Consider the following 21,965-nt stretch of genomic DNA (forward strand, 5'->3'; position numbering starts at 1 on the left):
ACGGCGAACGCCCCCGGTCATCTGCTGACCGGGGGCGTTCGGCTGTCTCTGCCTGTGTTGTGCTCGGGGGTCAGGAGACCGTTTCGCGGTCGTGCCGGCAGATCGGGCAGATCGTCAGCCCGGCGGCCTTCGCCGCGGCGACCGTCATGGTCTCGACGCTGCTGTCCCCCGCACCCTTGATCAACGGGCAGTCGGCGCCGTGGTAGCGGCGCGTGCCGGCGATGACCTTCACCGTGCTCGCGCCCTGTTCCGGCGGCTCCTCGCCGCTCTCGCCCTGGGCCTTCTTCCCGCCCTCGGACTTCTCCTGCCCCGCGACGGGGAACACCGTGGTCCGGGAGGCGGCGGAAGACTCCTGCGCCCGCTCGGTCCGCTCCTTCGGGGCGACCGTGATCCGCGGCTGCGGCGCCGTGGACGGCCCCGCATCGTCATCCTCGTCCCCGGCGGACTGCTGCCCGGCCCGCCCCGCACCCTCAGGCCGGCCCGGCGTGGCGGCGTCACCCTTGCCAGGCCGCCGCAACGAGGGATCGGTACGTTCGGCGTCCGCCTCGGCCGGCGCCCCGCCCTTGGCTTCGGAACCAGAAGCACCGCCGGACGTGGCGGACTTACCGGAGGTGGTGGCGGACTTGCCGGCGACGGACTTACCAGGCGTGGCGGCGGGCTTAGCGGACGCGTCGACAGGCTTCCCAGACGCCGCAGCAGGCTTACCGGACGCGCCGGCAGGCTCCCCGGACGTCGGGGCGGACTTACCGGAGGTCGCGGCAGGCTTACCAGACCTCTCGGCAGGCTTGCCGGAGGCGTCGACCGGCTCCCCGGACGTCGCGGCGGGCTTGCCAGGCGTCGCGCCGGACTTGCCGGACTTGCCGGCGGCCTCGGATGCCGCTCCCGTACCCGAAGCGGTGGTTTCCGCCGACGGGGTGCCTGGCTTCTTGCCCTCGGGGCGCGGGCCGGGCTCGTCCCCGGAACGGGAGCCCTTGCCGGGCGGCGTGGGCTGGGGCCGACTCGCGTACGGCGGCGGCCGGAAGATGGAGGTCTGCGTCTCCCCCTGCTCGTCCTCGGATCCCGCGCCGGGAGCGGACGGGCCCTTGGCCGCGGCCTGGCCTGCCGAAGCGGCGGCCGGCCTGCCGAACCATCCGGCGGCGCCTTCCTCACGGGCGGCGGCCGGCTCCGGCCTGTCGCCGGACTTCGACCCCTCGGGCTCAGCTCCGGCGGGCTCCTGGCGGGCGGCCGGTCGTGTGCCGGACTGCGACGCGTCACCGGGCCGGACGCCTTCGGCGGGCCTCGGACCGGTAGCCGCGTGCGGACCGCTAGGCGACTGCGAACGGGCGACCGCCTGCGGGCCAGTAGACGGCTGCGAGCCGCTGGGCGACCGCGGGCCGGTGGCCGACTGTACGTCGCCGGCCGAGCGCGGGCCTGTAACCGACTGCGGGCCAGTGGACGCCTGCGGGCCATTGGATGGCTGCGGGCCGCTGGCCGGTTGCGGGCCTGGGCGCGAGGTGGACGGGGTGCGGGGTTCCGCGGGCGGCTCCGCCCGGCTCTCCGCGGCGAGCGCGGAGCCGGGGGCGGCAGCGGCGTCGGGGTCGGCGGCAGGCGGCAGCTGCCGTCCGCCGAGCGCTGCGTCGGGCAGGCACGCCGTGCAGGGCGTGAAGCCCTCCTCGCGTGCCTCCTCGTAGGTGAGCTCTTCGTGCTCCCGGCCGGCGAGCTGCCGACAGCCGGCCACGTGGTAGCGCTTGCGGCCGGGGATCACCAGCACGATCGCGTCCGGTGCGACACCGCCGGCCGGGGGGCGGCGCGGGCCGGTGGCCGGAAGGGTCACCGTCCGCTGCGGCGGCTGCGGCTGCGGCTGCGGGCGCGTCTGGGGCGGCGGCTGGTGAGCCACAGGACCGGTCTGGTTGTACGGCGAGCCGGGAGGCGGCGGCATGAGCCCCGTAGGAGGGGGGGTGGCCGGTGCGGCGGCCCGCCCACCACCGGGGAACAGCTCGTGTCTCCGCAGGAACGCCCCGATCACCAGGAACAGCGCGGACAGCACGCTGACCACGATGGACCACATGATCAGGAACGGCTTCGCCAGTACGAAGCCCGCGATCAGCAACACGACCGCCGCGAGCACCAAACCAGCACTGATAAGGATCACAGAGGGCTCTTTCGAGTGACAGGTCCTAGTGACCCGTTACTTTACCGGCGGTCGTTGTGGGGACCGTCACCGCCGGGAAAAGCACCCTGAGGAGCCTCTCCGCCGAAGGGGTTGGGGCTGCCGGGAAGCGGCGGCTGGCCGCCCTGCGGCACGGCGTGCATGGCCGGAGCCTGACCGCCGGGACCACCGGACATGACCGGGAACCCTCCGCTGCCCTCGGCCGAGACGTTGAGCTCGGCGAGCTGGTTCTCCAGGTAGAGCTTGAGCCTGCTGCGGTATTCGCGCTCGAAGCTGCGCAGCTCCTCGACCTTGCGCTCCAGCTCGTCGCGGGTCTGCACCAGCGAGCCCATGGCCTGGCGGTGGCGCTCCTGCGCGTCGCGCTCCAGGGTCTCGGCGCGGGCGCGGGCGTCGCCGATGACCTGCTCGGCCTGGCGGCGGGCCTTGGTGAGGATCTCGTCGGCCTCGCGGCGGGCGCGGGTGACGGTCTCGTCCGCCTCGCGGCGGGCGTCGGCGATCGCCTGGTCGGCGGTCTGCTGGGCGAGCGCGAGCACGCGGGCCGCGGTGTCCATGTTGTCCTCGGCGGGAGGCATGTTCATGGCCACGGGCATCGGCTGCTGCTGCTGCACCGGCGGCGGCTCGGGGGCCCGCATGGGCTCCGGCTGCGGCGGCGCCATCATCTCGGGCTTGGGCTGCTCCTGGACCGGGGCGGAGGCCATGGGCATGCTCATGCCGCCCGGCACCTTCCCACGCAGGCACTCGGCCAGCTTGGCGCGGAGCTCCTCGTTCTCTTGGATCAGGCGGTCAAGCTCAGCCTCCACCTCGTCGAGGAAGGCGTCGACCTCTTCCTCGTCGTAGCCCGGCCGCAACCGGGTGGTACTGAACTGCTTGTTCCGCACATCAGCGGGCGTCAGCGGCATCTTTTTGGTCTCCTTGGCGCGCTTGGAGTCTGTCCGGAGGGACGGTAACCCGAATCACTTCAGCGCGGACACGAGTTGGAACACGACCTGCGCGGCACCGGTCCCGTTCACCGCAGCAGCCCCGCGAGCTGGATCAGGATCAGGACCACGATGAAGAGGACGGTGAAGCTTAGGTCAAAGGCCACCGTACCCAACCGGAGCGGGGGAATGAAACGGCGGAGGAACTTCAGAGGTGGATCCGTCGCGGTGTACGTGGCCTCTGCCAGCACCAGCACGAGCCCGGTCGGCCGCCAGTGTCTGGCGAAGGCCTGCACGGTCTCGAAGATCATTCTGCCGATGAGCAGCACCAAGTAGAGAGACAGGACTACGACCAAGATCTGACCTACGATCGCCACGGCCCGGCCGAGCCTCCACTTCTGATGAGCCCTCCCCGTCTCGCCGAGACCGGGTGGGGTGGGTTGGACATACAGAGACTCTAACTCTGATTGAAGAACCCGCGTTCCGCGATTCGAGCCTTGTCCTCGGCGGTCACCTCGACATTGGCAGGGGACAACAGGAACACCTTGTTGGTAACACGTTCAATGCTTCCGTGTAGGCCAAAGACCAGACCTGCCGCGAAATCGACCAGCCGTTTGGCATCACTGTCAACCATTTCGGTCAGGTTCATGATGACCGGGGTGCCGTCACGGAAGTGCTCGCCGATGGTGCGCGCCTCGTTGTACGTGCGCGGGTGGAGCGTGGTGATGCGGGCCAGATCGGTCGTGCGGCGCTCCAGGATCGCCGTGGAGGGCCTGGGCGCGGGCACCGGGGCGTCTGGCTCGTCGTCGCGGTCCTGGACCGCCACGGGCCGCTCCTCGCCGGTCCGCTGTGCCTCGTCCTCGTAGGCGTAATCGTCCTGGTAGGTCTCATACCTCTCGTAGCGGTCGTCCTCCACGAGACCGAGGTAGACCGCCATCTTGCGCATCGCGCCGGCCATCGCTACGTCGTCCTCCTGCTCATGGTCGCCCTCGCTCGGGCCCGGTGTTCCGGCGCCGAGGCGGTATCCGTGACCCGCTCAGACCCTCCACCGGCTCGACCTCTACCTGATCATGGGCCTGAAGACCCACTTGAGGGGACATTACCTGACGAAGGGCTTGCGACGACCGAGCAACGCCGTACCGACGCGCACGTGTGTCGCGCCGTGAGCGATGGCCTCGGCGAGGTCGCCGCTCATCCCGGCGGAGACCATCGTGGCGCGGGGATGCTGCTCCTGCACCCGCGTGGCCACCTCACGCAGCCGGGCGAACGCCTTGGCGGGCTCCTCCCCCAGCGGCGCGACCGCCATGACGCCGCCGAGCCACACGCCCTCGGCGAGGGCCACCTCGTCGGCGAGCTCCGGCACGTCGGCGGGGCGGGCTCCGCCCCTGTCCGGGTCGTCGTCGAGGGCGACCTGGATGAGGCAGCCGACGTTGCGTCCCTGGCGGACCGCCTCGCGGCTGATCGCCTCCACCAGCCGTACGCGGTCCACGGAGTGGATCACGTCGGCGTAGGCGACGACGGAGCGGACCTTGTTGGTCTGCAACTGCCCCACGAAGTGCCAGGTCAGCGGGAGCCCGGCCAGCTCGGCCGCCTTGGGCGCGGCCTCCTGGTCGCGGTTCTCGCCGACGTCGCGCACGCCCAGCTCGGCGAGGATCCTGACGTCCTCGGCCGGGCGGGTCTTGGTGACGGCGATCAGCGTGACCTCGCCCCGGTCGCGGCCCACCGCGCGGCAGGCCGCCGCGATGCTCTCGTCGACCTGGGCGAGGCCGGCCGCGATCTCGTCCCTTCTCACCTGAGTCTCCCTGCGTGTCTTCGTGCCGGGCTCTTCGTACCGGAGTCGTCGTACCGGACTCTTCGTACGGAGTCGCGCCCGGACCTGTCGCGCACATGACGGCGCCGCTCCCGTGTCCCCGGGGAGCGGCGTGGGACGTCCGTGCTACTTGAGGAAGTCGGGAACGTCGAGTTCCTCTTCCTGCTCCTCGAAGATCACCCGGGGACGTTTGGCCGGCTCCTGCATGCGGGAGGTGATGGGCGTGGGCGGGTTGGCGGGCTCGGGAGTGGGCCGCGGGATGGAGACGGGCCCGGACGGCTCGTCGGCGGGCGGCTCCCCGGCCGGCTCGGCGACGGCCTGCACCGGCTCCACCGGGCGCACCGGCTCGGGACGCGGCTCCGGCCTGAACTCCTGCCGCGGCTCGGGACGCGGCTCGATGCGGGGCTCGGGACGCGGCTCGGGGCGGGTCTCCGTACGGAAGTCCGCGCGCGGCTCGGGGCGGGGCTCCGGGCGGGGCTCGGGGCGCAGCGCGGGCGGCTCGGACTTGACGCTGGGCGACGACACGCTCGGCCGCACCGGCGAGGACACCGGGGGCGCGGGCGGCGGCGTGGCGGCGGCGGCGCGGCCGACGGGCCGCGGCACCTCCTTGACCGCCGGTCCCGGCACGTCGTCGAAGCCGGCCGCGATCACCGTCACGCGCACCTCGTCGCCGAGGGCGTCGTCGATGACCGTGCCGAAGATGATGTTGGCGTCGGGCGCCGCGGCCATCGACACGAGCTGGGCGGCCTCGTTGATCTCGAACAGGCCGAGGTCGGAGCCGCCCGCGATGGACAGCAGCACGCCGTGGGCGCCGTCGATGCTGGCCTCCAGCAGCGGGCTGGAGACCGCCATCTCGGCGGCCGCCACCGAGCGGTCGTCGCCGCGGGCGTGGCCGATGCCCATGAGGGCCGAGCCGGCGCCGGACATGACCGACTTGACGTCGGCGAAGTCCAGATTGATCAGACCGGGTGTGGTGATGAGGTCGGTGATGCCCTGGACACCGGACAGCAGCACCTGGTCGGCCGCCTTGAACGCGTCCAGCACGCTGACCTGCCGGTCGGAGATCGACAGCAGCCGGTCGTTGGGGATGACGATCAGGGTGTCGACCTCGTCGCGCAGCGTTTCGATGCCCGCCTCGGCCTGCATGGCCCTGCGGCGCCCCTCGAAGCTGAACGGCCTGGTGACGACGCCGATGGTGAGCGCGCCGAGAGACCTGGCGATGTTGGCCACCACGGGGGCGCCGCCGGTGCCGGTGCCGCCGCCCTCGCCCGCCGTGACGAAGACCATGTCGGCCCCCTTGAGGACCTCCTCGATCTCCTCCCGGTGGTCCTCGGCGGCCTTGCGCCCGACGTCGGGGTTGGCACCCGCGCCGAGTCCGCGCGTGAGCTCGCGGCCCACGTCGAGTTTCACGTCGGCGTCACTCATCAGCAGCGCCTGGGCGTCGGTGTTGATGGCGATGAACTCGACGCCCTTGAGTCCCTCCTCGATCATCCGGTTGACGGCGTTGACTCCGCCGCCGCCGATGCCGACGACCTTGATGACCGCGAGGTAGTTCTGCGGTGCTGCCACGACGAGGGGCCTTTCCGCTCGTTGACTTGCCATTTCGGTGCGGATTGTCTCCGCTTTTTGTCAGTTCGGGTAACTCTCAACCTCAGGTTGAGATTTAGATTTATGTCAACCTGAGGATTGATACGGACAGTAGGAGTTACGCTCCGGGCGGGTCAACTAACCGCGCCGCAAGCACGTCCGGCGTGTCGCGGGCTGTCCGGTTCGCTCCGAAGTCGTGCCTGGTCCGGGCACTCCCGTGGCCGATCACGACTTTAGGCTCTCACGCCGCGACCCCTGCCTCGCACAGGCTCGGCGATGCCGTTGCCGCTGGGTTGCCAGACCCTGACGGTCTTGATCACTTCAGGGTGACCACGTCGGGCGAACTCACGTCGTAGACGTTCGCCTTCTCGCGCTTGAGCAGCGAGGCCAGGATGCGGCCCTTCTCCTTGGGGCGGTCGGTGCCGCCCCACACGACCGTACGGCCGTCGGACAGCACCAGCGTGACGCCCTCGGCCGTGCCGGCGCGCACCTGCCTGACCTTCGGCGCGATCGCGCCGGGAACGGCCTTGATGACCTGGAGGGCGGCGACCGTCGCCGGATCGGAGGCCGAGGGGTTGTCCACCCGGAGCACCGGCAGCAGGGGCGGCGCCTCCTGCCTGATCTCGATCACGACGCCCTGGCCGTCCACGATCGCGACCTTGTCGCCGGCGGGGACGGCCGCCACGGCCTCCCGCTCGACGACCTCGATCCGCAGCGTGCCCGGCCAGATCCGGTCCACCTTGGCGCTGGCGAGCTGTCTGATGCCGAGCACCCGCGACTGGACGCCCGCCAGGTCGACGGTGGCCAGGGGGTGCAGATCGGCCACCGCGGCCTGCTGCTCGATGTGCTCGCTGGGAACTGTGATATTTCCCACGATCTCCACCGAACGCACGCCCAGCACGGGTGAGAAGAACACCAGCCACGCGGCCGTGCCCACCACCCCCGCGGTGAGCAGGACCAGGAACGCCGTCCGCGCCTTCATCGCCCTCCCAGATCACGCATATCGGCACCGAACCTACGCCCGCGCGGCGCCCGGAGCCCGGAGCCACGCCCGGAGCGCGGTCAGGAGAGCCGGGCGACGATCTGGGGACCCAGCTCGGTGACGTCGCCGGCGCCCATCGTGAGGACGATGTCGCCCGGCCGCGCCCGCTCGGCCACCAGCGCGGGCACGGCGGCCCGGTCCGGCGCGTACGAGACCCGCTCCGCGGGCAGCGGCACCCGTGAGGCCACCATCGCCCCCGACACGCCCGGCTCCGGGTCCTCACGGGCCCCGTAGACGTCGAGCACGATGACCTCGTCGGCGAGCCCCAGCGCCGCGCCGAACTCGTCGGCGAAGAAGCGGGTGCGCGAGTAGAGGTGCGGCTGGAAGATCGCGACGACCCGCCCGTCGCCCGAGTAGGAGGCGACGACGTCGCGGGCGGCCCGCAGGTCGGCGGCCAGCTCGGTCGGATGGTGGGCGTAGCTGTCGAACACGGCGACGCCCCCGGCCTCCCCCTTGGCCTCGAAGCGCCGCTTGGCTCCCGTGAAGGCCCCCAGGCCCCCTCTGATCTCCTCGAAGGACAGCCCCAGCTCGTCGGCCACGGCGATCGCCGCGGTGGCGTTGAGCGCGTTGTGCGCCCCGGGAACGGCCAGGCGTACGTCTCCGCGCCCCTCGATCTCGAAGACCGTGCCGAACCCGTCGGGCCGGACCCCGGTGAGGCGGTAGTCGGCGCTCTCGGCGGCGCCGTAGGTGCGCACCCGCAGCCCGCGCGAGCGCGCCCGCCCGGCCAGCTCGGCCGAGCCCGGGTCGTCGGCGCAGATCACCAGCAGCGAGCCGACCCGGTCGGCGAAGCGGGCGAAGCTGTCGTGCACGGCCCGCGGGTCGCCGTAGTTGTCGAGATGGTCGGCCTCGACGTTGGTGACCACGGCGATGTCGGGGGCCAGCATGAGGAACGAGCCGTCGCTCTCGTCGGCCTCGGCCACGAACACCGTGCCGGCGCCCTCGTCGGCGCCCAGCCCGGTGGTGACGAGCTGGCCGCCCACGCAGTAGGACGGATCGGCGCCGCATTTCTGCAGCGCCACCGTCAGCATCGAGGTCGTGGTGGTCTTGCCGTGGGTGCCGGCGATGGCCACGGCGGTGCGCCCGGCCATCACGGAGGCCAGGGCGGCCGCCCGCGGGATGATCCGCAGCCCCTGCTTGAGCGCCTCGCCCAGCTCCGGGTTGGAGTCGCGGATGGCGGTCGAGACGACGACGGTGTCGACGTCCTTGATGTGCGAGGCAGCGTGGCCGATGTGCACGGACGCGCCGAGCTCGCGCAGCTCGGCGACCAGCTCGGAGCTGCGGGCGTCACTGCCCGACACGCGCACGCCGCGCTTGAGCAGGATGCGCGCGATGCCGGACATGCCCGCTCCGCCGATGCCGATGAAGTGCACCCGCCCCAGTTCTTCGACGCGGACGGGATCGACCAGCTTCACGAGACTCATCGGGCTATCTCCAACACTTTCCTGGCAAGCATGATATCTGCGTCCTTACGGCCGAGCCGGGAGGCGGCCTCCGACATGGCGGCGACGCGCTCGGGGTCGTGCAGCATCGGCAGCACGTTCCTGATGATCCAGTCGGGCGACAGCTCGGCGTCGTCGGCCATGAGCCCGCCCCCGCCGCGGACGATGCGCTCGGCGTTGAGCGCCTGCTCGCCGTTGCCGTGCGGCAGCGGCACGTACGCGGCCGGCAGCCCCACCGCGGTCAGCTCGGCGCAGGTGAGCGCGCCGCTGCGGCACAGGGCCACGTCGGCCGCGGCGTAGGCGAGGTCCATGCGGTCGACGTAGGGCAGCAGGACGTATTGCGGGTCGCCGGGCGGCGGCTCGCGCTCGACGAGGTTCTTCGGCCCGATCACGTGCAGCACCTGCACCCCGGCCCGGCGCAGCGCGGGCGCGGCGGCCAGCGCGGCCTCGTTGATCGAGCGGGCCCCCTGCGAGCCGCCGAAGACCAGCAGCGTGGGCCGGTCGGTCTCCAGCCCGAACCACGAGCGCGCCTTGTCGCCCATGGACAGCCGGTCGAGCGAGACGATCTCCCTGCGCAGCGGCGTGCCGATGTAGTCGGCCTTCGGCAGCGCGGCCTCGGGATGACCGGTGAAGACGTGCTCGGTGAGCCGCGCGCCGAGCCGGTTGGCCAGCCCAGGGCGCGGGTTGGCCTCGTGGACGACGATCGGCAGGCCGCGCCGCTTGGCCGCCAGGTAGGCGGGCGTGGCGACGTAGCCGCCGAAGCCGACCAGCACGTCGGCCTGGACGCGTTCGAGCACGTTCGCGACCGCGTTGATCGCCCCGGCCAGCCGGCCGGGGACGGTCAGCAGGCTCGGGGTGATCGCGCGCGGCAGCGGGACCGCGGGCACCAGCTCCAGCTCGTAGCCCCTGGCGGGCACCAGCCGGGTCTCCAGGCCGCGCTCGGTGCCCACGCAGGTGATGCCGATGCCGGGATCGAGATGGCGCAGCGCGTCCGCAAGGGCTAGCGCGGGCTCGATGTGCCCGGCCGTCCCCCCACCGGCGAGGACCACCCTCATCAAGGTCACTCCCTAACGTGTCGCTCGGCCTCTGGACGTACCCCCCAGGCCAAGCCAGCTTAGGGCCCGCGCGCCGGGTCCGGGGCCACGAGCGGCCAGAGCCTCACGCGCGCCCGGCTCGTGTTTGGCGAACGACAGCAGCATGCCGAGCGCGGCGAGCGTGGGCACCAGCGACGAGCCGCCGTACGAGACCAGCGGAAGGGGGATGCCGGTGATGGGCAGGACGCCGAGGACGGCGCCCATGTTGACGATGGCCTGCCCGACGATCCAGGCGACCATGGCGGCCGCGGTCAGCCGGATGAAGGGGTCGTTGACCCGTACGGCGACGCGCAGCCCCGCGTAGCCGAGCAGCCCGAACAGCGCGACGACCAGGAGCGTGCCCATGAGCCCCAGCTCCTCGCCGACGATGGCGAAGATGAAGTCGCTCTCGCCGTGCGGCAGCCAGCTCCACTTCTGCCGGCTCTGGCCGAGCCCGACCCCGAACCAGCCGCCGGAGCCCATCGCGATCTGCCCCTGCACGGCCTGGTAGCCGTCGCCCTGCGCGTCGGCCCAGGGGTTGAGGAAGGCGCCGATGCGCCGCATCCGGTAGGGCTCCACCTTGATCATGATGAGCGCGGCCAGCACGGCCAGCGACATGATGCCGCCGAACAGCTTGATCGGCGCGCCCACCACCCACAGCAGGGACAGGAAGATCATGAAGAGCACCAGCGTGGTGCCGAGGTCGCTGCCCAGCAGGACCAGCACGACCAGGATGGCGGTGCCCGGCATCAGCGGGATCAGCAGTTGCCGCCATTCGATGCGGCCCTGCCGCGCCCGCCGCGCCAGCAGGTCGGCGCCCCACAGCACGAGCGCGAGCTTGGCGGGCTCCGACGGCTGGATGGTCAGCGAGCCGATGTAGATCCAGCGCTGCGCGCCCAGCTCCGCGGAGCCGATGAACAGCACCATCACCAGCGAGATGATCGCCAGCGCCATCAGCGGGTAGCCGGCCCAGCGGAAGAACCTGACCGGCAGGCGCGAGCAGGCGTACATGACGGGCACGGCGACGAGGGCCGACAGCGACTGCTTGATGAACCACGAGAAGGGGCTGCCGGTCTTGCGCAGCGCCTCGACGCTGGAGGCCGACAGCACCATCATGAGGCCCAGCGCGAGCAGCAGGGCGCCGCACATGATGATCAGGTAGTAGGTGGTGAGCGGTTTGCCGAGCAGCTCGCGCAGCGCGGCGAGCTGCTCGCGGGCCCAGCCCTGCGGCCCCTCGGCGGAGGCAGAGGCGGGGGCGGGGGCGGGGTGCGCGTGCTTCTCGGCGGTCGCGCTCACACCGCTCCCTCGGCCCGCTCCTTCAGCCCGCGCACGGCGCGCGCGAACGCCTCGCCCCGCGCTGGATAGCCGGGGTACATGTCGAGTGAGGCCGCCGACGGGGAGAGCAGCACGGTGTCGCCCGGCGAGGCCAGGCGGGCGGCTGCGATGACGACTTTCTCCATCGCACCAGTGTCCCGATCGGCGATGTCCACGACGGGGACATTCGGGGCGTGTCGCGCGAGGGCTTCGGCGATCTCGGCGCGATCGGCGCCGAGCAGCACGGCGCCGCGCAGCCGGGGAGCGGCCCGGCGGACGAGGTCGTCCACGTCGGCGCCCTTGAGCTGGCCGCCCGCCACCCACACGACCGACGGGTAGGAGGCCAGCGCCGCGGCGGCGGCGTGCGGGTTGGTGGCCTTGGAGTCGTCCACGTAGTCGACGCCGCCGACCTGCTCGACCAGCGCCAGCCGGTGCGGGTCGGGCACGAAGTCCCGAAGGCCCCGCGCGACCGCCTCGCCCGGCACGCCGAACGCGCGGGCCAGCGCCGCCGCGGCCAGGGCGTTCGCCACGTTGTGCGGGGCGAGGGGCCGGATGTCGCCCAGCGTGGCGAGCTCCTCGGCCGCCTCCACCGGGTCGGCCACGAACGCCCGGTCGACCAGCAGGTCCTCCACGACGCCGAGCTGCCCGCGCCTCGGCGCCCGCAGCGTGAACCCGACGGCCCCCGGGTAGGGCGCGGCCAGCCGGGTCGCCTCGGGGTCGTCGGCGTTGTAGATCACGGTGCCGGCGCGCTCGAAGACGCGGCCCTTGGCGGCGGCGTACGCCTCCATGGAGCCGTGCCAGTCGAGGTGGTCGGGGGCGACGTTGAGCACGGCCGCGGCGTGCGGGGCCAGCGTCGCCGACCAGTGGAGCTGGAAGCTGGACAGCTCGACGGCCAGCACGTCGTACGGCTCCGCGACCGCCCGCACCACGGGCAGGCCCACGTTGCCCACTGCCAGGGCCTTGTGCCCGGCGGCGAGCAGGATCGAGGTGAGCATGCGCACGGCGGTGGTCTTGCCGTTGGTGCCGGTCAGGGCGAGCCACGGGGCGGCGTGGGCCGGGCGCAGCCGCCAGGCCAGCTCGACCTCCCCCACGACCTCCACGCCCGCCTCCAGTGCGGCGGCGACGAGCGGGTGGTGCGGCGCCCAGCCGGTGGTGACGAGCCGCGTGGCGCCGTCGGGCAGGACCATCTCGCCGAAACGGGTCTCGACGCCGAGCCCGGCCAGCTCCGCCGCGGCGGCGAGCTGGCGCTCCCCCTCGACGGCCTCCACGACGACGACGCGCTCGCCGCGCTCGGCGAGGGACCGCGCCACGGCGGTGCCGGAGACGCCGAGCCCGGCGACGCAGGTGACGGTCATGGCTTGGGCATCCACTCGACGTAGAACAGCCCGAGCCCGAGCGCGGCGCAGAGCATGGCGATGAGCCAGAAGCGGACCACGATCGTGGTCTCCGCCCAGCCCTTGAGCTCGAAGTGGTGCTGGAGCGGGGCCATGCGGAAGACGCGTTTGCCGGTCATCTTGAAGGACCCGACCTGGATGATCACCGACAGGGTGATGATCACGCACAGGCCGGCGAGGATGATGAGGAGGAGCTGGGTGCGGGTGGCGATGGCCAGGCCGGCCAGCACGCCGCCGAGGGCGAGCGAGCCGGTGTCGCCCATGAAGATGCGCGCCGGCGGGGCGTTCCACCACAGGAAGCCGATGAGCGCGCCGAGCACGGCCGCGGCGACCACGGCGAGGTCGAGGGGGTCGCGTACCCAGTAGCAGTTGGGGCCGAGCTGGTCGATGCAGTTGTTGCGGAGCTGCCAGTTGCCGATCAGCACGTACGCCGCCAGCACCACGCCGGCGGCGCCGCTCGCCAGGCCGTCGAGCCCGTCGGTGAGGTTCACCGCGTTGGAGAACCCGACGATCATGATGAGCACCCAGATGGTGAACCCGACGATGCCGATCGAGGGGCCGATGTCGCGCAGGAACGACACCCGGGTCTCGGCGGGGGTGATGCCGTAGACGTTGGGCTGGCGGACGACGAGGACGGCGAAGACCGCGCCGACGACGAGCTGGCCGAGCGCCTTGGCGCCGCTGCGCAGGCCGAGGCTGCGCTGCTTGTAGATCTTGATGAAGTCGTCGAGGAACCCGACCGCGCCGAGCCCCGTCATCAGGAACAGCACCAGCGTGCCCGAGACGGTCGGCGGCGTGAGGGTGGCCAGATGGGAGGCCCCGTAGGCGAACAGGGCGGCCAGGACGAACACGATGCCGCCCATGGTGGGCGTGCCCCGCTTGCCGAGGTGGGCCTGCACGCCCTCCTCCCGGACCTGCTGGCCGATGCCACGCCGCGTCAACAGCCTGATCGCCAGCGGGGTGCCCAGCATCGAGAGGATGAGGCCCACCGCGCCGGCGATGATGATGTTGGTCACTGGGGGGCACCTCCGAGGACCAGTTCGGCCGTACGCTCCAGGCCCATGGCGCGCGGGCCCTTGATGAGCACCGCGTCACCGGGCCGCAGCCACCCGCCGAGCTCGGCGGCGGCCGCGGCGGCGTCGGGGACGTGCACGATGCGCGGCCCGGTCTCCCCCGGCGGGCCGCCCGGCGGCGCCTGCGCGGCCCTCGCGGCCTCGTGGGCGCCCTCCAGGACGGGCTCGGCGTCGGGCCCGGCCACGACGAGGCCCGTCAGGCCCGCGCCGCCGGCCAGGACGCCCAGCTCGCGGTTGAGCGCGGGGGCCTCCTCGCCCAGCTCGCGCAGGGCCGCGATGACGGCGAAGCGCCGCCGCCCCTGGCCGAGCACGGCGAACGTCTCGAACGCGGCCCGCATCGAGTCGGGGTTGGCGTTGTAGGCGTCGTTGATCACGGTGACGCCGTCGGCCCGCTCGCTGACCTCCATCCGCCACCGGCTGGCCGGCGTGGCCTGCGACAGCTCCTCGGCGATGGTGGCGACGGGCAGCCCCAGCTCGTACGCCGCCGCGGCCGCGGCGAGCGCGTTGTCGACCGCGTGGCCGCCGTAGAGCTGGAGCGTGACGGGCGCGGCGCCGGACGGGGCGCACAGGGTGAAGGAGGCCCGGCCGCGCTCGTCCATGGTGACGTCGGCGGCGCGGATCGCGGCGTCCTCGCCCCGGCCGTAGAAGGTGACCCTGGCCTCGGTGCGCGAAGCCATCTCGCGGACGAGGGGGTCGTCGGCGTTGAGCACCGCCACGCCCTCCCCGGACAGCGCCTCGACCAGCTCGCCCTTGGCCTTGGCGATGGCCTCCTTGCCGCCGAACACGCCGAGGTGGGCGGTGCCGACGTTGAGCACGACGCCGATGCGCGGCGGCGCGATGCGGGTCAGCTCCTTGATGTGGCCGATGTTGCGTGCGGCCAGCTCCAGCACCATGAACCGGGTGTCCTGGTCGGCGCGCAGCACGGTCAGCGGGTGGCCGAGCTCGTTGTTGAAGCTGCCGACGGGGGCGATGGTCGGGCCCATCCTGGCCGTGAGCCGGGCCAGGAGGTCCTTGGTGGTGGTCTTGCCGGCCGAGCCGGTCACGCCGATCACGGTGGTGCTGGGCAGCGCGGCCACCTGCGCGGAGGCCAGCACGGCGAGGGCCGCGGCGGCGTCATCGACGATCACCGCGGGCGCCTCGACCGGCCTGGTGGCCAGCACGGCGACGGCCCCGGACCGGACGGCCTGGGCGGCGAAGTCGTGGCCGTCCACGCGCGCGCCCGCGAACGCGACGAACAACGATCCCAGTTCGACGGCCCGCGAGTCGATCACGACGGGCCCGCGCACCACGGCGCGGGGATCGGCCATGCCCGACAGGGTGCCGGAGGTGATCTCGGCGATCCTGGCCAGCGGCAACGGGATCATCAGTGCTTCCTGCTTTCCGTGCTTTCCTTGCGTGCGTGGATCGCCTCGGCGACGGCCTCGCGGTCGTCGAAGGGGATCACTTCGCCTGAGACGTACTGGCCCTGCTCGTGACCCTTGCCTGCCACGACGATCACGTCGCCGCGCCCGGCCCTGGCGATCGCCAGGCCGATGGCGGCGGCGCGGTCGGGCTCAATGATCACATGAGCGCGGCCGTGCTGCGGAACGCGGAGCGCTCCTTCCATCATCGCCGAGAGAATGGTGAGCGGATCCTCCGTACGAGGATTGTCGCTGGTGAAAATGGCCACATCGGCCAGCTCGGCGGAGATCTCGCCCATGATGGGCCTTTTGCCCTTGTCGCGGTCGCCGCCGCAGCCGAGGACGATGACCAGCCGGCCGGCGGTGACCGTACGCAGCGAGCGCAGCACCGACTCCACCGCGCCCGGCTTGTGCGAGTAGTCGACGATCGCCTGGAAGTCGTCCTCGGCGGTCGTGACGCGCTGCATGCGCCCAGGAACGCCGGCGAGCGTGCCGACGCCGTGCACCGCGGTCTGCAGCGGCACCCCGGCCTCGACGAGGGTGACGATGGCGCCGAGCGCGTTGGCGACGTTGAACGGCCCCGGCAGGGCGATCCGCGCGTCGGCCTCCACGCCGCCGGGACCGGTCACCCGGAAGGCGCTGCCGTCGGCGCCCAGGCGGACGTCCAGCGCCCGCCAGTCGGCCTCCGGGTCGCCCTCCGCCGAGAACGTGGTCATCGGCACCTTGGCCCGGTGCAGCAGCTCGCGGCCGTGGCGGTCGTCGAGGTTGGTGACCCCGGCGCGGCTCAGCTCCGGCTGGAACAGCCGCGTCTTGGCGGCGAAGTAGTCCTCGAAGTCCTTGTGGAAGTCGAGATGGTCCTGGGAGAGGTTGGTGAACAGCGCCACGTCGTAGTAGATGCCGTCGATCCGGCCGAGGGCGAGCGCGTGGCTGGAGACCTCCATGGCGGCCGCGGTGACGGACCGCTCGCGCATGAGGGCGAACAGGCCGTGCAGCGTCGTGGCCTCCGGCGTGGTCAGCGTCGGCTGGAAGCGCAGCTCGCCCGCGCGGATCTCGACGCCGCCCACCAGGCCCGTCGTGTGCCCGGCCGCCCGCAGGCCCGCCTCCAGCATGAACGTGGTGGTGGACTTGCCGCTGGTGCCGGTCACGCCGAGGACCTGGATGTCGTGGGCCGGCTGGCCGTAGACCCAGGAGGAGATCTGCCCGAGCAGCGCGCGCGGCTCCGGCACGATCAGCACCGGCAGCCCGGTGGCCGCGGCGGCCTCGCGCCCGGCGGGGTCGGTCAGGATCGCCACCGCGCCACCGGCCATCGCCTGCGCGGCGTACGTGGCGCCGTGCGCCTGGCTGCCGGGCAGGGCGACGTAGAGATCACCTCGCCGGACGTCGCGGGAGTCGATGGTGACGCCGGTCAGGGCGGCATGGGGCGACCTCGACGTGCCGGAGCCGGCGTCGAGCATGGTCGCGAGCCCGGTCAGCGGGCGGGGCGGATTGGTCGTGGGACGCATAGACGACGGGGGACGCACGGCGAGAGCGTACCTTCCCTGGTCACTCTCCGGCGCGCGTACGCACCGGCGGCGCGGAGGAGCCTGTGGGAGGAATCTTCTTGCTCTTGATGGCGAACGTCATCACATCCTTGAACACGGGGGCCGCGAGCTGCCCGCCGAAGTGCCCGTTCTTCGGGTTCTGCAGCACCGACAGCACCACCAGGCGCGGGTCGTCGGCCGGCGCGAACCCGACGAACGAGGCAGTGTAGCCGTCGTAGCGGCCGAGGCCGGCGTCGTAGCGGTTGGCGGTGCCGGTCTTGCCCGCCACCCGGTAGCCGGGGATGGCGGCCAGATGGCCGGTGCCCTCCTCGCCGACGGCGCTCTCCAGCATGGTCGTGATCTCCTTGGCGGTGGTCTCGCTCACCACCCTGGTCTGTTTTCCGGGCGCGGCCGGGACGAAGTGGCCGGAGGCGTCCGTGGTGCCCGCCACGATCTGCGGCTCGATCTTGACGCCGCCGTTGGCGATGGTCTGGTAGACGCTCGCCATCTGCAGCGCGGTCACCGACACGCCCTGTCCATAGGCTACGGTGCAGCTCTGGCTGCCGGACCACTTCCGGTAGTCGGGCAGCAGGCCCGCCTCGGCGCCCGGCACCCCGCCGCCCGGCGTGCTGCCGAAGCCGAACGCCTTCAGCATCGCGTACAGGCGGGCGCTGCCGACCTTGCGCGCGGCCATGATCGTGGCCACGTTGCTGGACTCGGCCATCGCCTGGCGGAACGTCATCGACTCGGCCGCGTGCGCGTGCGCGTCGCGCAGCACCTGGTCGTAGCACTTGATCCGGTCGGGCACCTCGAACACGGTGTCCGGGGTGACCATCCCGGCCTCCAGCGCGGCGGCGGCCGTGATGACCTTGTTGGTGCTGCCCGGCTCGAAGACGTCGGCGGCGGCCTTGTTGATCTGGCTGGACGCCGGGGCCGAGCGCCAGTTGCCGAGATCGAGCTCGGGGGCGTTGGCCATGGCGACGATCTGCGCGGTGCGCACGTCCATGACGATGACGGTGCCGCTGTCCGCGCCCGACTTCTTGACCTGGTCGGCGACCGACTTCTGGGCGGCCCACTGGACGTCGCGGTCGATGGTCAGCCGGACGTCCTGGCCGTTGACCGGGGCCGTGCGCTGGCTGCTGGTCATCGGGATCTGCTGGCCGTCGCGGCCGGTCTCCACGCGCTGCCGGCCGTCGCGGCCGGCGAGCAGCTTGTTGCTGGTGCGCTCGATGCCGATCAGGCCCTTGCCCTCGTCGCCGACGAAGCCGATGAGGCTGCCCGCGAGGTCGCCACCCGGATAGAGGCGGCGGTAGGTCTTCTTCGCGTTCAGCGCCGGGATGGACGCCTGCAGCAGCCTGCTCGCCACGAGCGGGTCGACGTCGCTCGCCAGGCGCTGGTAGCGGGTGTCGGTACGGGCCAGCTTGGCGGCCATGTCCTGCTCGCTCTTGCCGAGCTGCTGGGCGAGGACCTTGGCGACCTTCGCGCGCACCCCGGCATCGGTGATCTTGGACGGGTCGATGGACAGCTCGCGGGCCTCGACCGTCACCGCCAGGTCGTGGCCGTTGGCGTCGGTGATCGAGCCGCGCTTGGCGGGGATCGTCTCGACGTGCTGGCGCTGGCGATCGGCCGCGGCCTCGTACACCTTGGCGTCGAGGCCCTGCATCTGGATGAGGCGGCCGGCGAAGATCGACAGCACGAACGTCATGCCGATCAGGCCGATGTTGATGCGCCGGCGCGGGCTGCCGAGCCGCAGCACCAGCGGCGGCTTCGGCGGGCGTGGCGGGGCCGGCGGGCGGCGGCCGGGGCCCCTCGGCGGCGGGACGTCCCCGCCGCGCGGGCCCCGGGGGCCGTCCGAGGGTCGGCGCGGCGGGACGCGGTCGCGGTCGCCCGGCCGGGGGCGGCGCGGCGCGTCGTCCTGACGTCCGCGCGCCCGCCCGTCGTCCTCCCGGCCGCCGCGCGCCCGCCCGTCGTCGTCCTGGCGCCCTCGGCTGCGCGCCTCACCCGGGCGCCCCTCCCTGAGCGTCCGCCGGTCGTCCCGGTCCTGGACCTTTCCCCGCATGCGGTCGTCGTCCCGCTCGCCGGCGACGCGCCGCGACCGCCCCGCGTCATCGCGCTCGGCGGAGGTACGGCGGGAAGGGCCGCTGTCGTCGCGCTCAGCGGCTGTGCGGCGGGGACGGTCGTTGTCGTCACGCTCGGCCGGGATGCGGCGGGAACGGTCGTTGTCGTCACGCTCGGCGGAGGTACGGCGGGGGCGGCCGTTGTCGTCGCGCTCGGCGGCCGTGCGGCGGGGGCGGTCGTCGTCGTCCCGGCTTCCCGGGGTGCGGGTGCGCGGGCCGCTGTCGCGGCTCTGGGCGGCGGCGCGGCCACGGGGGCGGTCGTCCTCGCCGGACGGGCGCCGGCGAGTGCCAGACTCGCCGGCGGCGCCGCGCGGGCGGCCGCGGCCGTCCTCGGCGCCGTCCCGGCCGTCCTCACGACGCGCGCGCCCCCCGTCGGCCCGTCCACGCCCACCGGCGCGGCCGCCCGTGGAGCGGCGCTCGCCGGGGGCGGCGTCGTCGGGGGGTGGGGGGTCGTCGTCGCGGGAGGGGCGGACCCGCGGGTCGTCGTCGGGCCCGAACGGCAGGTCCAGCGGGTCGGGCCGCTTGCGCGGCTGCCGGGGCGGGTTGTCCGGCGACGCCGGGCGGCCCGCACCCTCCGAACGGGCGGAGCCGCCCTGACGCCCCGCCCGTCCCGGTCCGCCCGGCGTACGACGAGCGGCGCCGGGCCCTCCTTGAGAGCCGGCGCCGCCAGCGCCGCGGCCGGGTCCCTGCCCCCTGCCGCCTGATTCCCTCACCGCTGCGTGTCCGCCTGGTGTGCCTGGTCGCCGTTCCAGACGTTGACGTCGTCCCAGTCGGGGTGCTGCCCCTGCTGCTCGGCGAGCTCGGCGAGGACGCCGGGCTGGTTCTTGCGCTGGTAGTCCTGCTCGATCTTCTCCTTCTCCTGCCGCGCGACCGCGATCTGCTCGCGGAGCTTCGCGTCGGTGATGGCGTCCTGCGCGAGCATGGTGTTGAGCAGCAGCAGGCTGACCAGGCCGCCGGACATCAGCCCGACGACGAGCAGCACGAACGGCGTGCGCTGGCGCCGCGCGGGCCGCCGCGCCGCGGGCCGGGCCTGGGCGCGCGCGGGTCTGCTCGCCGCCTCGGGACGAGCGCCGCCACGGGTCCCGGGACGCGCGTCGGTGCGGGTGCCCGGACGGGCGTCGGTGCGGGTGCGCCCCTTCGGCTGCTGCGGCTCGGCGGGGTGCGGCTTGGACTGGAGCGGGGCCGGGGACCGGCGCACGCCGGTGCGGGGGACCGTCTTGGCCCCCGTCTTCGAACCTGCCTTGGAACCCACCTTGGACGCTGCGGCGGGCGCCGCGCGGCGCACGGCCGCGACCCGGCCGGTCTCCTGCTCAGTCGTCAACACGGATCCTCTCTGCCGCCCGTAGCCGGGCCGAGGTCGCCCGCGGGTTGCGGGCGACTTCTTCTTCGCTCGGGAGCTCCGCTCCCCTCGTCAGCAGGCGGAACCTGGGCTGGTGAGCCTCCAGGGGGACGGGCAGCCCGGGGGGGCTGGTGTCCCTGGTTCGCGCCGTGAGGGCCTGCTTGGTGAGCCGGTCCTCAAGTGAGTGGTATGAGAGCACGACGACTCGACCACCCAGGGCGAGCGCGTCGAGTGCCGCGGGCAGCGCCGCCTCCAGGGCGGACAGTTCCGCGTTCACCTCGATGCGCAGCGCCTGAAAAGTCCTCTTGGCGGGGTTTCCCCCGGTGCGCCGGGTAGCGGCGGGGATCGCGTCGCGCACGATGTCCGCGAGCCGCTTGGTTGAGGTTATTGCCTCTTTGGCGCGTTCTTTGATGATCAGGCCCGCGACACGCGGAGCGAATCTCTCCTCGCCGTAGACGCGCAGAATGCGGGTCAGCTCGGCGGCCGAGTAGGTGTTGACCACCGTCTCGGCCGTCAGCTCCTGCTCGGTGTCCATGCGCATGTCGAGCGGCGCGTCGTAGGAGTAGGCGAACCCCCGCCCGGCCTCGTCGAGCTGCGGCGAGGACACCCCGAGGTCGAACAGCACCCCGTTGACGACGGGACGCCCAGCCTGCGCGAGCACCTCCCGCAGGTCGCCGGACGAGGCGTGGACCAGCGTGATGCGGTCCGCATAAGGGCTCAGCCTGCGTGTGGAGTGCTCGATCGCGAACGGGTCGCGGTCGATCCCGATCAGGTGAAGCGACGGGTGGGCCGCGAGCAGGGCCTCCGAATGGCCGCCGAGGCCGAGATTGGCGTCGACCACGACGGGGTCGGGGCCGGTGAGCGCGGGGCCCAGCAGTTCCAGTACGCGGCCGAGCATCACCGGAACGTGACCACCCGTGCCGACGTCGTCCTGCATCTCCAACCCCCCTTTCGCGTCCTTGCTCGCGGATGACGCGTGTCGATCGATCCGGTTCTTTCTGGGTCCCCACCCGGCGCCGCCCGGCCAGGTCCCCATCCGCACCCTCTTCGTGGACGCCCGTCCACTGACACCGGGGAAGGTGCATCAGTTGACCGGCAGTGGTTGCGGGTGGAGACCTCGCCGAACGACAGCTCCGACGGATCGACCGTGGTCACATCACAAGATCCCTGGCAGCACCTCCTCCGACAGATCGGCGAACGCCTGCTCCTGTGCGCTGAGATAGGTGTCCCAGGCCTGGGAGTCCCAGATCTCCAGCCGGGTGTTGGCTCCGATGACGACGCAGTCACGCTCCAAGCCGGCGTAGTGGCGCAGGCCCTGCGGGATCGTGATGCGTCCTTGTTTGTCCGGCGTCTCGTCGGACGCGCTGGCGAAGAAGACGCGGCTGTAGTCACGCACCGCCTTGGCGGTGACCGGGGCGGTCCGGAGAGCCTCGGTAATGCGCTGGAACTCCTCCACGGGAAAGACGTAGAGGCATCGCTCCTGGCCTTTGGTGATCACAAGACCCTCCGCCAGCTCCTCACGGTACTTAGCCGGCAGGAACAGCCGTCCCTTGTCGTCGAGGCGCGGGTGATGGGTGCCGAGGAACATCGGCGCCACCTCCCGTGCCTAGTGAAGCGCTCAGCGCTGGTGCACCGGGCCCTCCACTGCGCACCACCATACTCCACTTCTCCCCACCGTCAACTGATTCGAACCGTCTTCATCATCGGTTTCCCTTGCGTTACCGCAGGTCAGAGAGGGGGGTCCGAGCGGTGGGGGGTGGGGGCGCGATCGACTCTCATGGGCGTGTCGAG

At 72.6% G+C, this 21,965-nt stretch carries 18 protein-coding genes; all 18 read right to left on the reverse strand.

Going from position 1 to position 21,965, the window contains the following annotated elements; genetic code table 11:
- Window positions 1-70: 70 nt before the first annotated feature.
- Complete coding sequence (locus tag SMD20_RS14415) at window positions 71-2,131, reverse strand: hypothetical protein (RefSeq protein WP_329580425.1); 2,061 nt, start codon at window positions 2,129-2,131, stop codon at window positions 71-73.
- A 41-nt stretch (window positions 2,132-2,172) separates the two neighbouring features.
- The gene (locus SMD20_RS14420) at window positions 2,173-3,048 is read right to left on the reverse strand and encodes a DivIVA domain-containing protein (RefSeq protein ID WP_329580428.1); all 876 of its coding nucleotides are present in this window, start codon (window positions 3,046-3,048) and stop codon (window positions 2,173-2,175) included.
- A 107-nt stretch (window positions 3,049-3,155) separates the two neighbouring features.
- Window positions 3,156-3,443, reverse strand: coding sequence for a YggT family protein (locus SMD20_RS14425; protein WP_020545512.1), 288 nt, complete (start codon window positions 3,441-3,443; stop codon window positions 3,156-3,158).
- A gap of 80 nt (window positions 3,444-3,523) precedes the next feature.
- Window positions 3,524-4,024: a cell division protein SepF gene (locus SMD20_RS14430; protein ID WP_091076051.1), complete on the reverse strand. Its 501-nt coding sequence runs from the start codon at window positions 4,022-4,024 to the stop codon at window positions 3,524-3,526.
- 141 nt (window positions 4,025-4,165) lie between these two features.
- Window positions 4,166-4,858, reverse strand: coding sequence for a YggS family pyridoxal phosphate-dependent enzyme (locus SMD20_RS14435; RefSeq protein WP_329580441.1), 693 nt, complete (start codon window positions 4,856-4,858; stop codon window positions 4,166-4,168).
- Window positions 4,859-5,002: 144 nt separating this feature from the next.
- Window positions 5,003-6,445: a cell division protein FtsZ gene (ftsZ, locus tag SMD20_RS14440; protein ID WP_329580444.1), complete on the reverse strand. Its 1,443-nt coding sequence runs from the start codon at window positions 6,443-6,445 to the stop codon at window positions 5,003-5,005.
- A 334-nt stretch (window positions 6,446-6,779) separates the two neighbouring features.
- Window positions 6,780-7,445 (reverse strand): cell division protein FtsQ/DivIB, encoded by a 666-nt coding sequence (locus tag SMD20_RS14445; protein ID WP_329580447.1) that lies wholly within the window; start codon window positions 7,443-7,445, stop codon window positions 6,780-6,782.
- Between the two features lie 80 nt (window positions 7,446-7,525).
- Window positions 7,526-8,926 carry a UDP-N-acetylmuramate--L-alanine ligase gene (murC, locus tag SMD20_RS14450; RefSeq protein ID WP_329580450.1) on the reverse strand — a complete coding sequence of 467 codons (1,401 nt, stop codon included), beginning with the start codon at window positions 8,924-8,926 and terminating at the stop codon, window positions 7,526-7,528.
- Window positions 8,923-9,999 (reverse strand): undecaprenyldiphospho-muramoylpentapeptide beta-N-acetylglucosaminyltransferase, encoded by a 1,077-nt coding sequence (gene murG / locus SMD20_RS14455; RefSeq protein WP_329580453.1) that lies wholly within the window; start codon window positions 9,997-9,999, stop codon window positions 8,923-8,925. The genes murC and murG overlap by 4 nt, the downstream gene beginning before the upstream one ends.
- A gap of 12 nt (window positions 10,000-10,011) precedes the next feature.
- Complete coding sequence (gene ftsW, locus SMD20_RS14460) at window positions 10,012-11,313, reverse strand: putative lipid II flippase FtsW (RefSeq protein ID WP_329580456.1); 1,302 nt, start codon at window positions 11,311-11,313, stop codon at window positions 10,012-10,014.
- Entirely contained in the window at window positions 11,310-12,686 is a 1,377-nt protein-coding gene (murD, locus tag SMD20_RS14465) for a UDP-N-acetylmuramoyl-L-alanine--D-glutamate ligase (RefSeq protein ID WP_329580459.1), read from the reverse strand. Before murD ends, ftsW begins: the two co-directional genes overlap by 4 nt.
- A complete protein-coding gene (gene mraY, locus SMD20_RS14470) occupies window positions 12,683-13,741 on the reverse strand; it encodes a phospho-N-acetylmuramoyl-pentapeptide-transferase (RefSeq protein WP_329580462.1) in 1,059 nt (352 codons plus the stop codon). Before mraY ends, murD begins: the two co-directional genes overlap by 4 nt.
- Window positions 13,738-15,162: a UDP-N-acetylmuramoyl-tripeptide--D-alanyl-D-alanine ligase gene (locus SMD20_RS14475; RefSeq protein ID WP_329580466.1), complete on the reverse strand. Its 1,425-nt coding sequence runs from the start codon at window positions 15,160-15,162 to the stop codon at window positions 13,738-13,740. The genes mraY and SMD20_RS14475 overlap by 4 nt, the downstream gene beginning before the upstream one ends.
- Entirely contained in the window at window positions 15,162-16,700 is a 1,539-nt protein-coding gene (locus SMD20_RS14480) for a UDP-N-acetylmuramoyl-L-alanyl-D-glutamate--2,6-diaminopimelate ligase (RefSeq protein ID WP_329580469.1), read from the reverse strand. Before SMD20_RS14480 ends, SMD20_RS14475 begins: the two co-directional genes overlap by 1 nt.
- Window positions 16,701-16,740: 40 nt before the next feature.
- Window positions 16,741-19,548: a penicillin-binding transpeptidase domain-containing protein gene (locus SMD20_RS14485; RefSeq protein WP_329580472.1), complete on the reverse strand. Its 2,808-nt coding sequence runs from the start codon at window positions 19,546-19,548 to the stop codon at window positions 16,741-16,743.
- Window positions 19,545-20,156: a hypothetical protein gene (locus SMD20_RS14490; RefSeq protein WP_329580475.1), complete on the reverse strand. Its 612-nt coding sequence runs from the start codon at window positions 20,154-20,156 to the stop codon at window positions 19,545-19,547. Before SMD20_RS14490 ends, SMD20_RS14485 begins: the two co-directional genes overlap by 4 nt.
- Window positions 20,146-21,111, reverse strand: coding sequence for a 16S rRNA (cytosine(1402)-N(4))-methyltransferase RsmH (gene rsmH / locus SMD20_RS14495; protein ID WP_329580478.1), 966 nt, complete (start codon window positions 21,109-21,111; stop codon window positions 20,146-20,148). The genes SMD20_RS14490 and rsmH overlap by 11 nt, the downstream gene beginning before the upstream one ends.
- Before the next feature lie 219 nt (window positions 21,112-21,330).
- Complete coding sequence (gene mraZ, locus SMD20_RS14500) at window positions 21,331-21,762, reverse strand: division/cell wall cluster transcriptional repressor MraZ (RefSeq protein ID WP_329580481.1); 432 nt, start codon at window positions 21,760-21,762, stop codon at window positions 21,331-21,333.
- Window positions 21,763-21,965 lie beyond the last annotated feature (203 nt).

It is taken from the genome of Nonomuraea sp. LP-02 (assembly GCF_036289125.1).
Classification (GTDB): Bacteria; Actinomycetota; Actinomycetes; order Streptosporangiales; family Streptosporangiaceae; genus Nonomuraea; species Nonomuraea bangladeshensis.

Excerpts from the sequence above, each read along its gene's own strand:
- SMD20_RS14420 (WP_329580428.1), bottom strand. The coding sequence starts at position 3,048 with ATGCCGCTGACGCCCGCTGATGTGCGGAACAAGCAGTTCAGTACCACC.
- SMD20_RS14430 (WP_091076051.1), bottom strand. The coding sequence starts at position 4,024 with ATGGCCGGCGCGATGCGCAAGATGGCGGTCTACCTCGGTCTCGTGGAG.
- SMD20_RS14445 (WP_329580447.1), bottom strand. The coding sequence starts at position 7,445 with ATGAAGGCGCGGACGGCGTTCCTGGTCCTGCTCACCGCGGGGGTGGTG.
- murC (WP_329580450.1), bottom strand. The coding sequence starts at position 8,926 with ATGAGTCTCGTGAAGCTGGTCGATCCCGTCCGCGTCGAAGAACTGGGG.
- murG (WP_329580453.1), bottom strand. The coding sequence starts at position 9,999 with ATGAGGGTGGTCCTCGCCGGTGGGGGGACGGCCGGGCACATCGAGCCC.
- murD (WP_329580459.1), bottom strand. The coding sequence starts at position 12,686 with ATGACCGTCACCTGCGTCGCCGGGCTCGGCGTCTCCGGCACCGCCGTG.
- SMD20_RS14475 (WP_329580466.1), bottom strand. The coding sequence starts at position 15,162 with ATGATCCCGTTGCCGCTGGCCAGGATCGCCGAGATCACCTCCGGCACC.
- SMD20_RS14480 (WP_329580469.1), bottom strand. The coding sequence starts at position 16,700 with ATGCGTCCCACGACCAATCCGCCCCGCCCGCTGACCGGGCTCGCGACC.
- rsmH (WP_329580478.1), bottom strand. The coding sequence starts at position 21,111 with ATGCAGGACGACGTCGGCACGGGTGGTCACGTTCCGGTGATGCTCGGC.
- mraZ (WP_329580481.1), bottom strand. The coding sequence starts at position 21,762 with ATGTTCCTCGGCACCCATCACCCGCGCCTCGACGACAAGGGACGGCTG.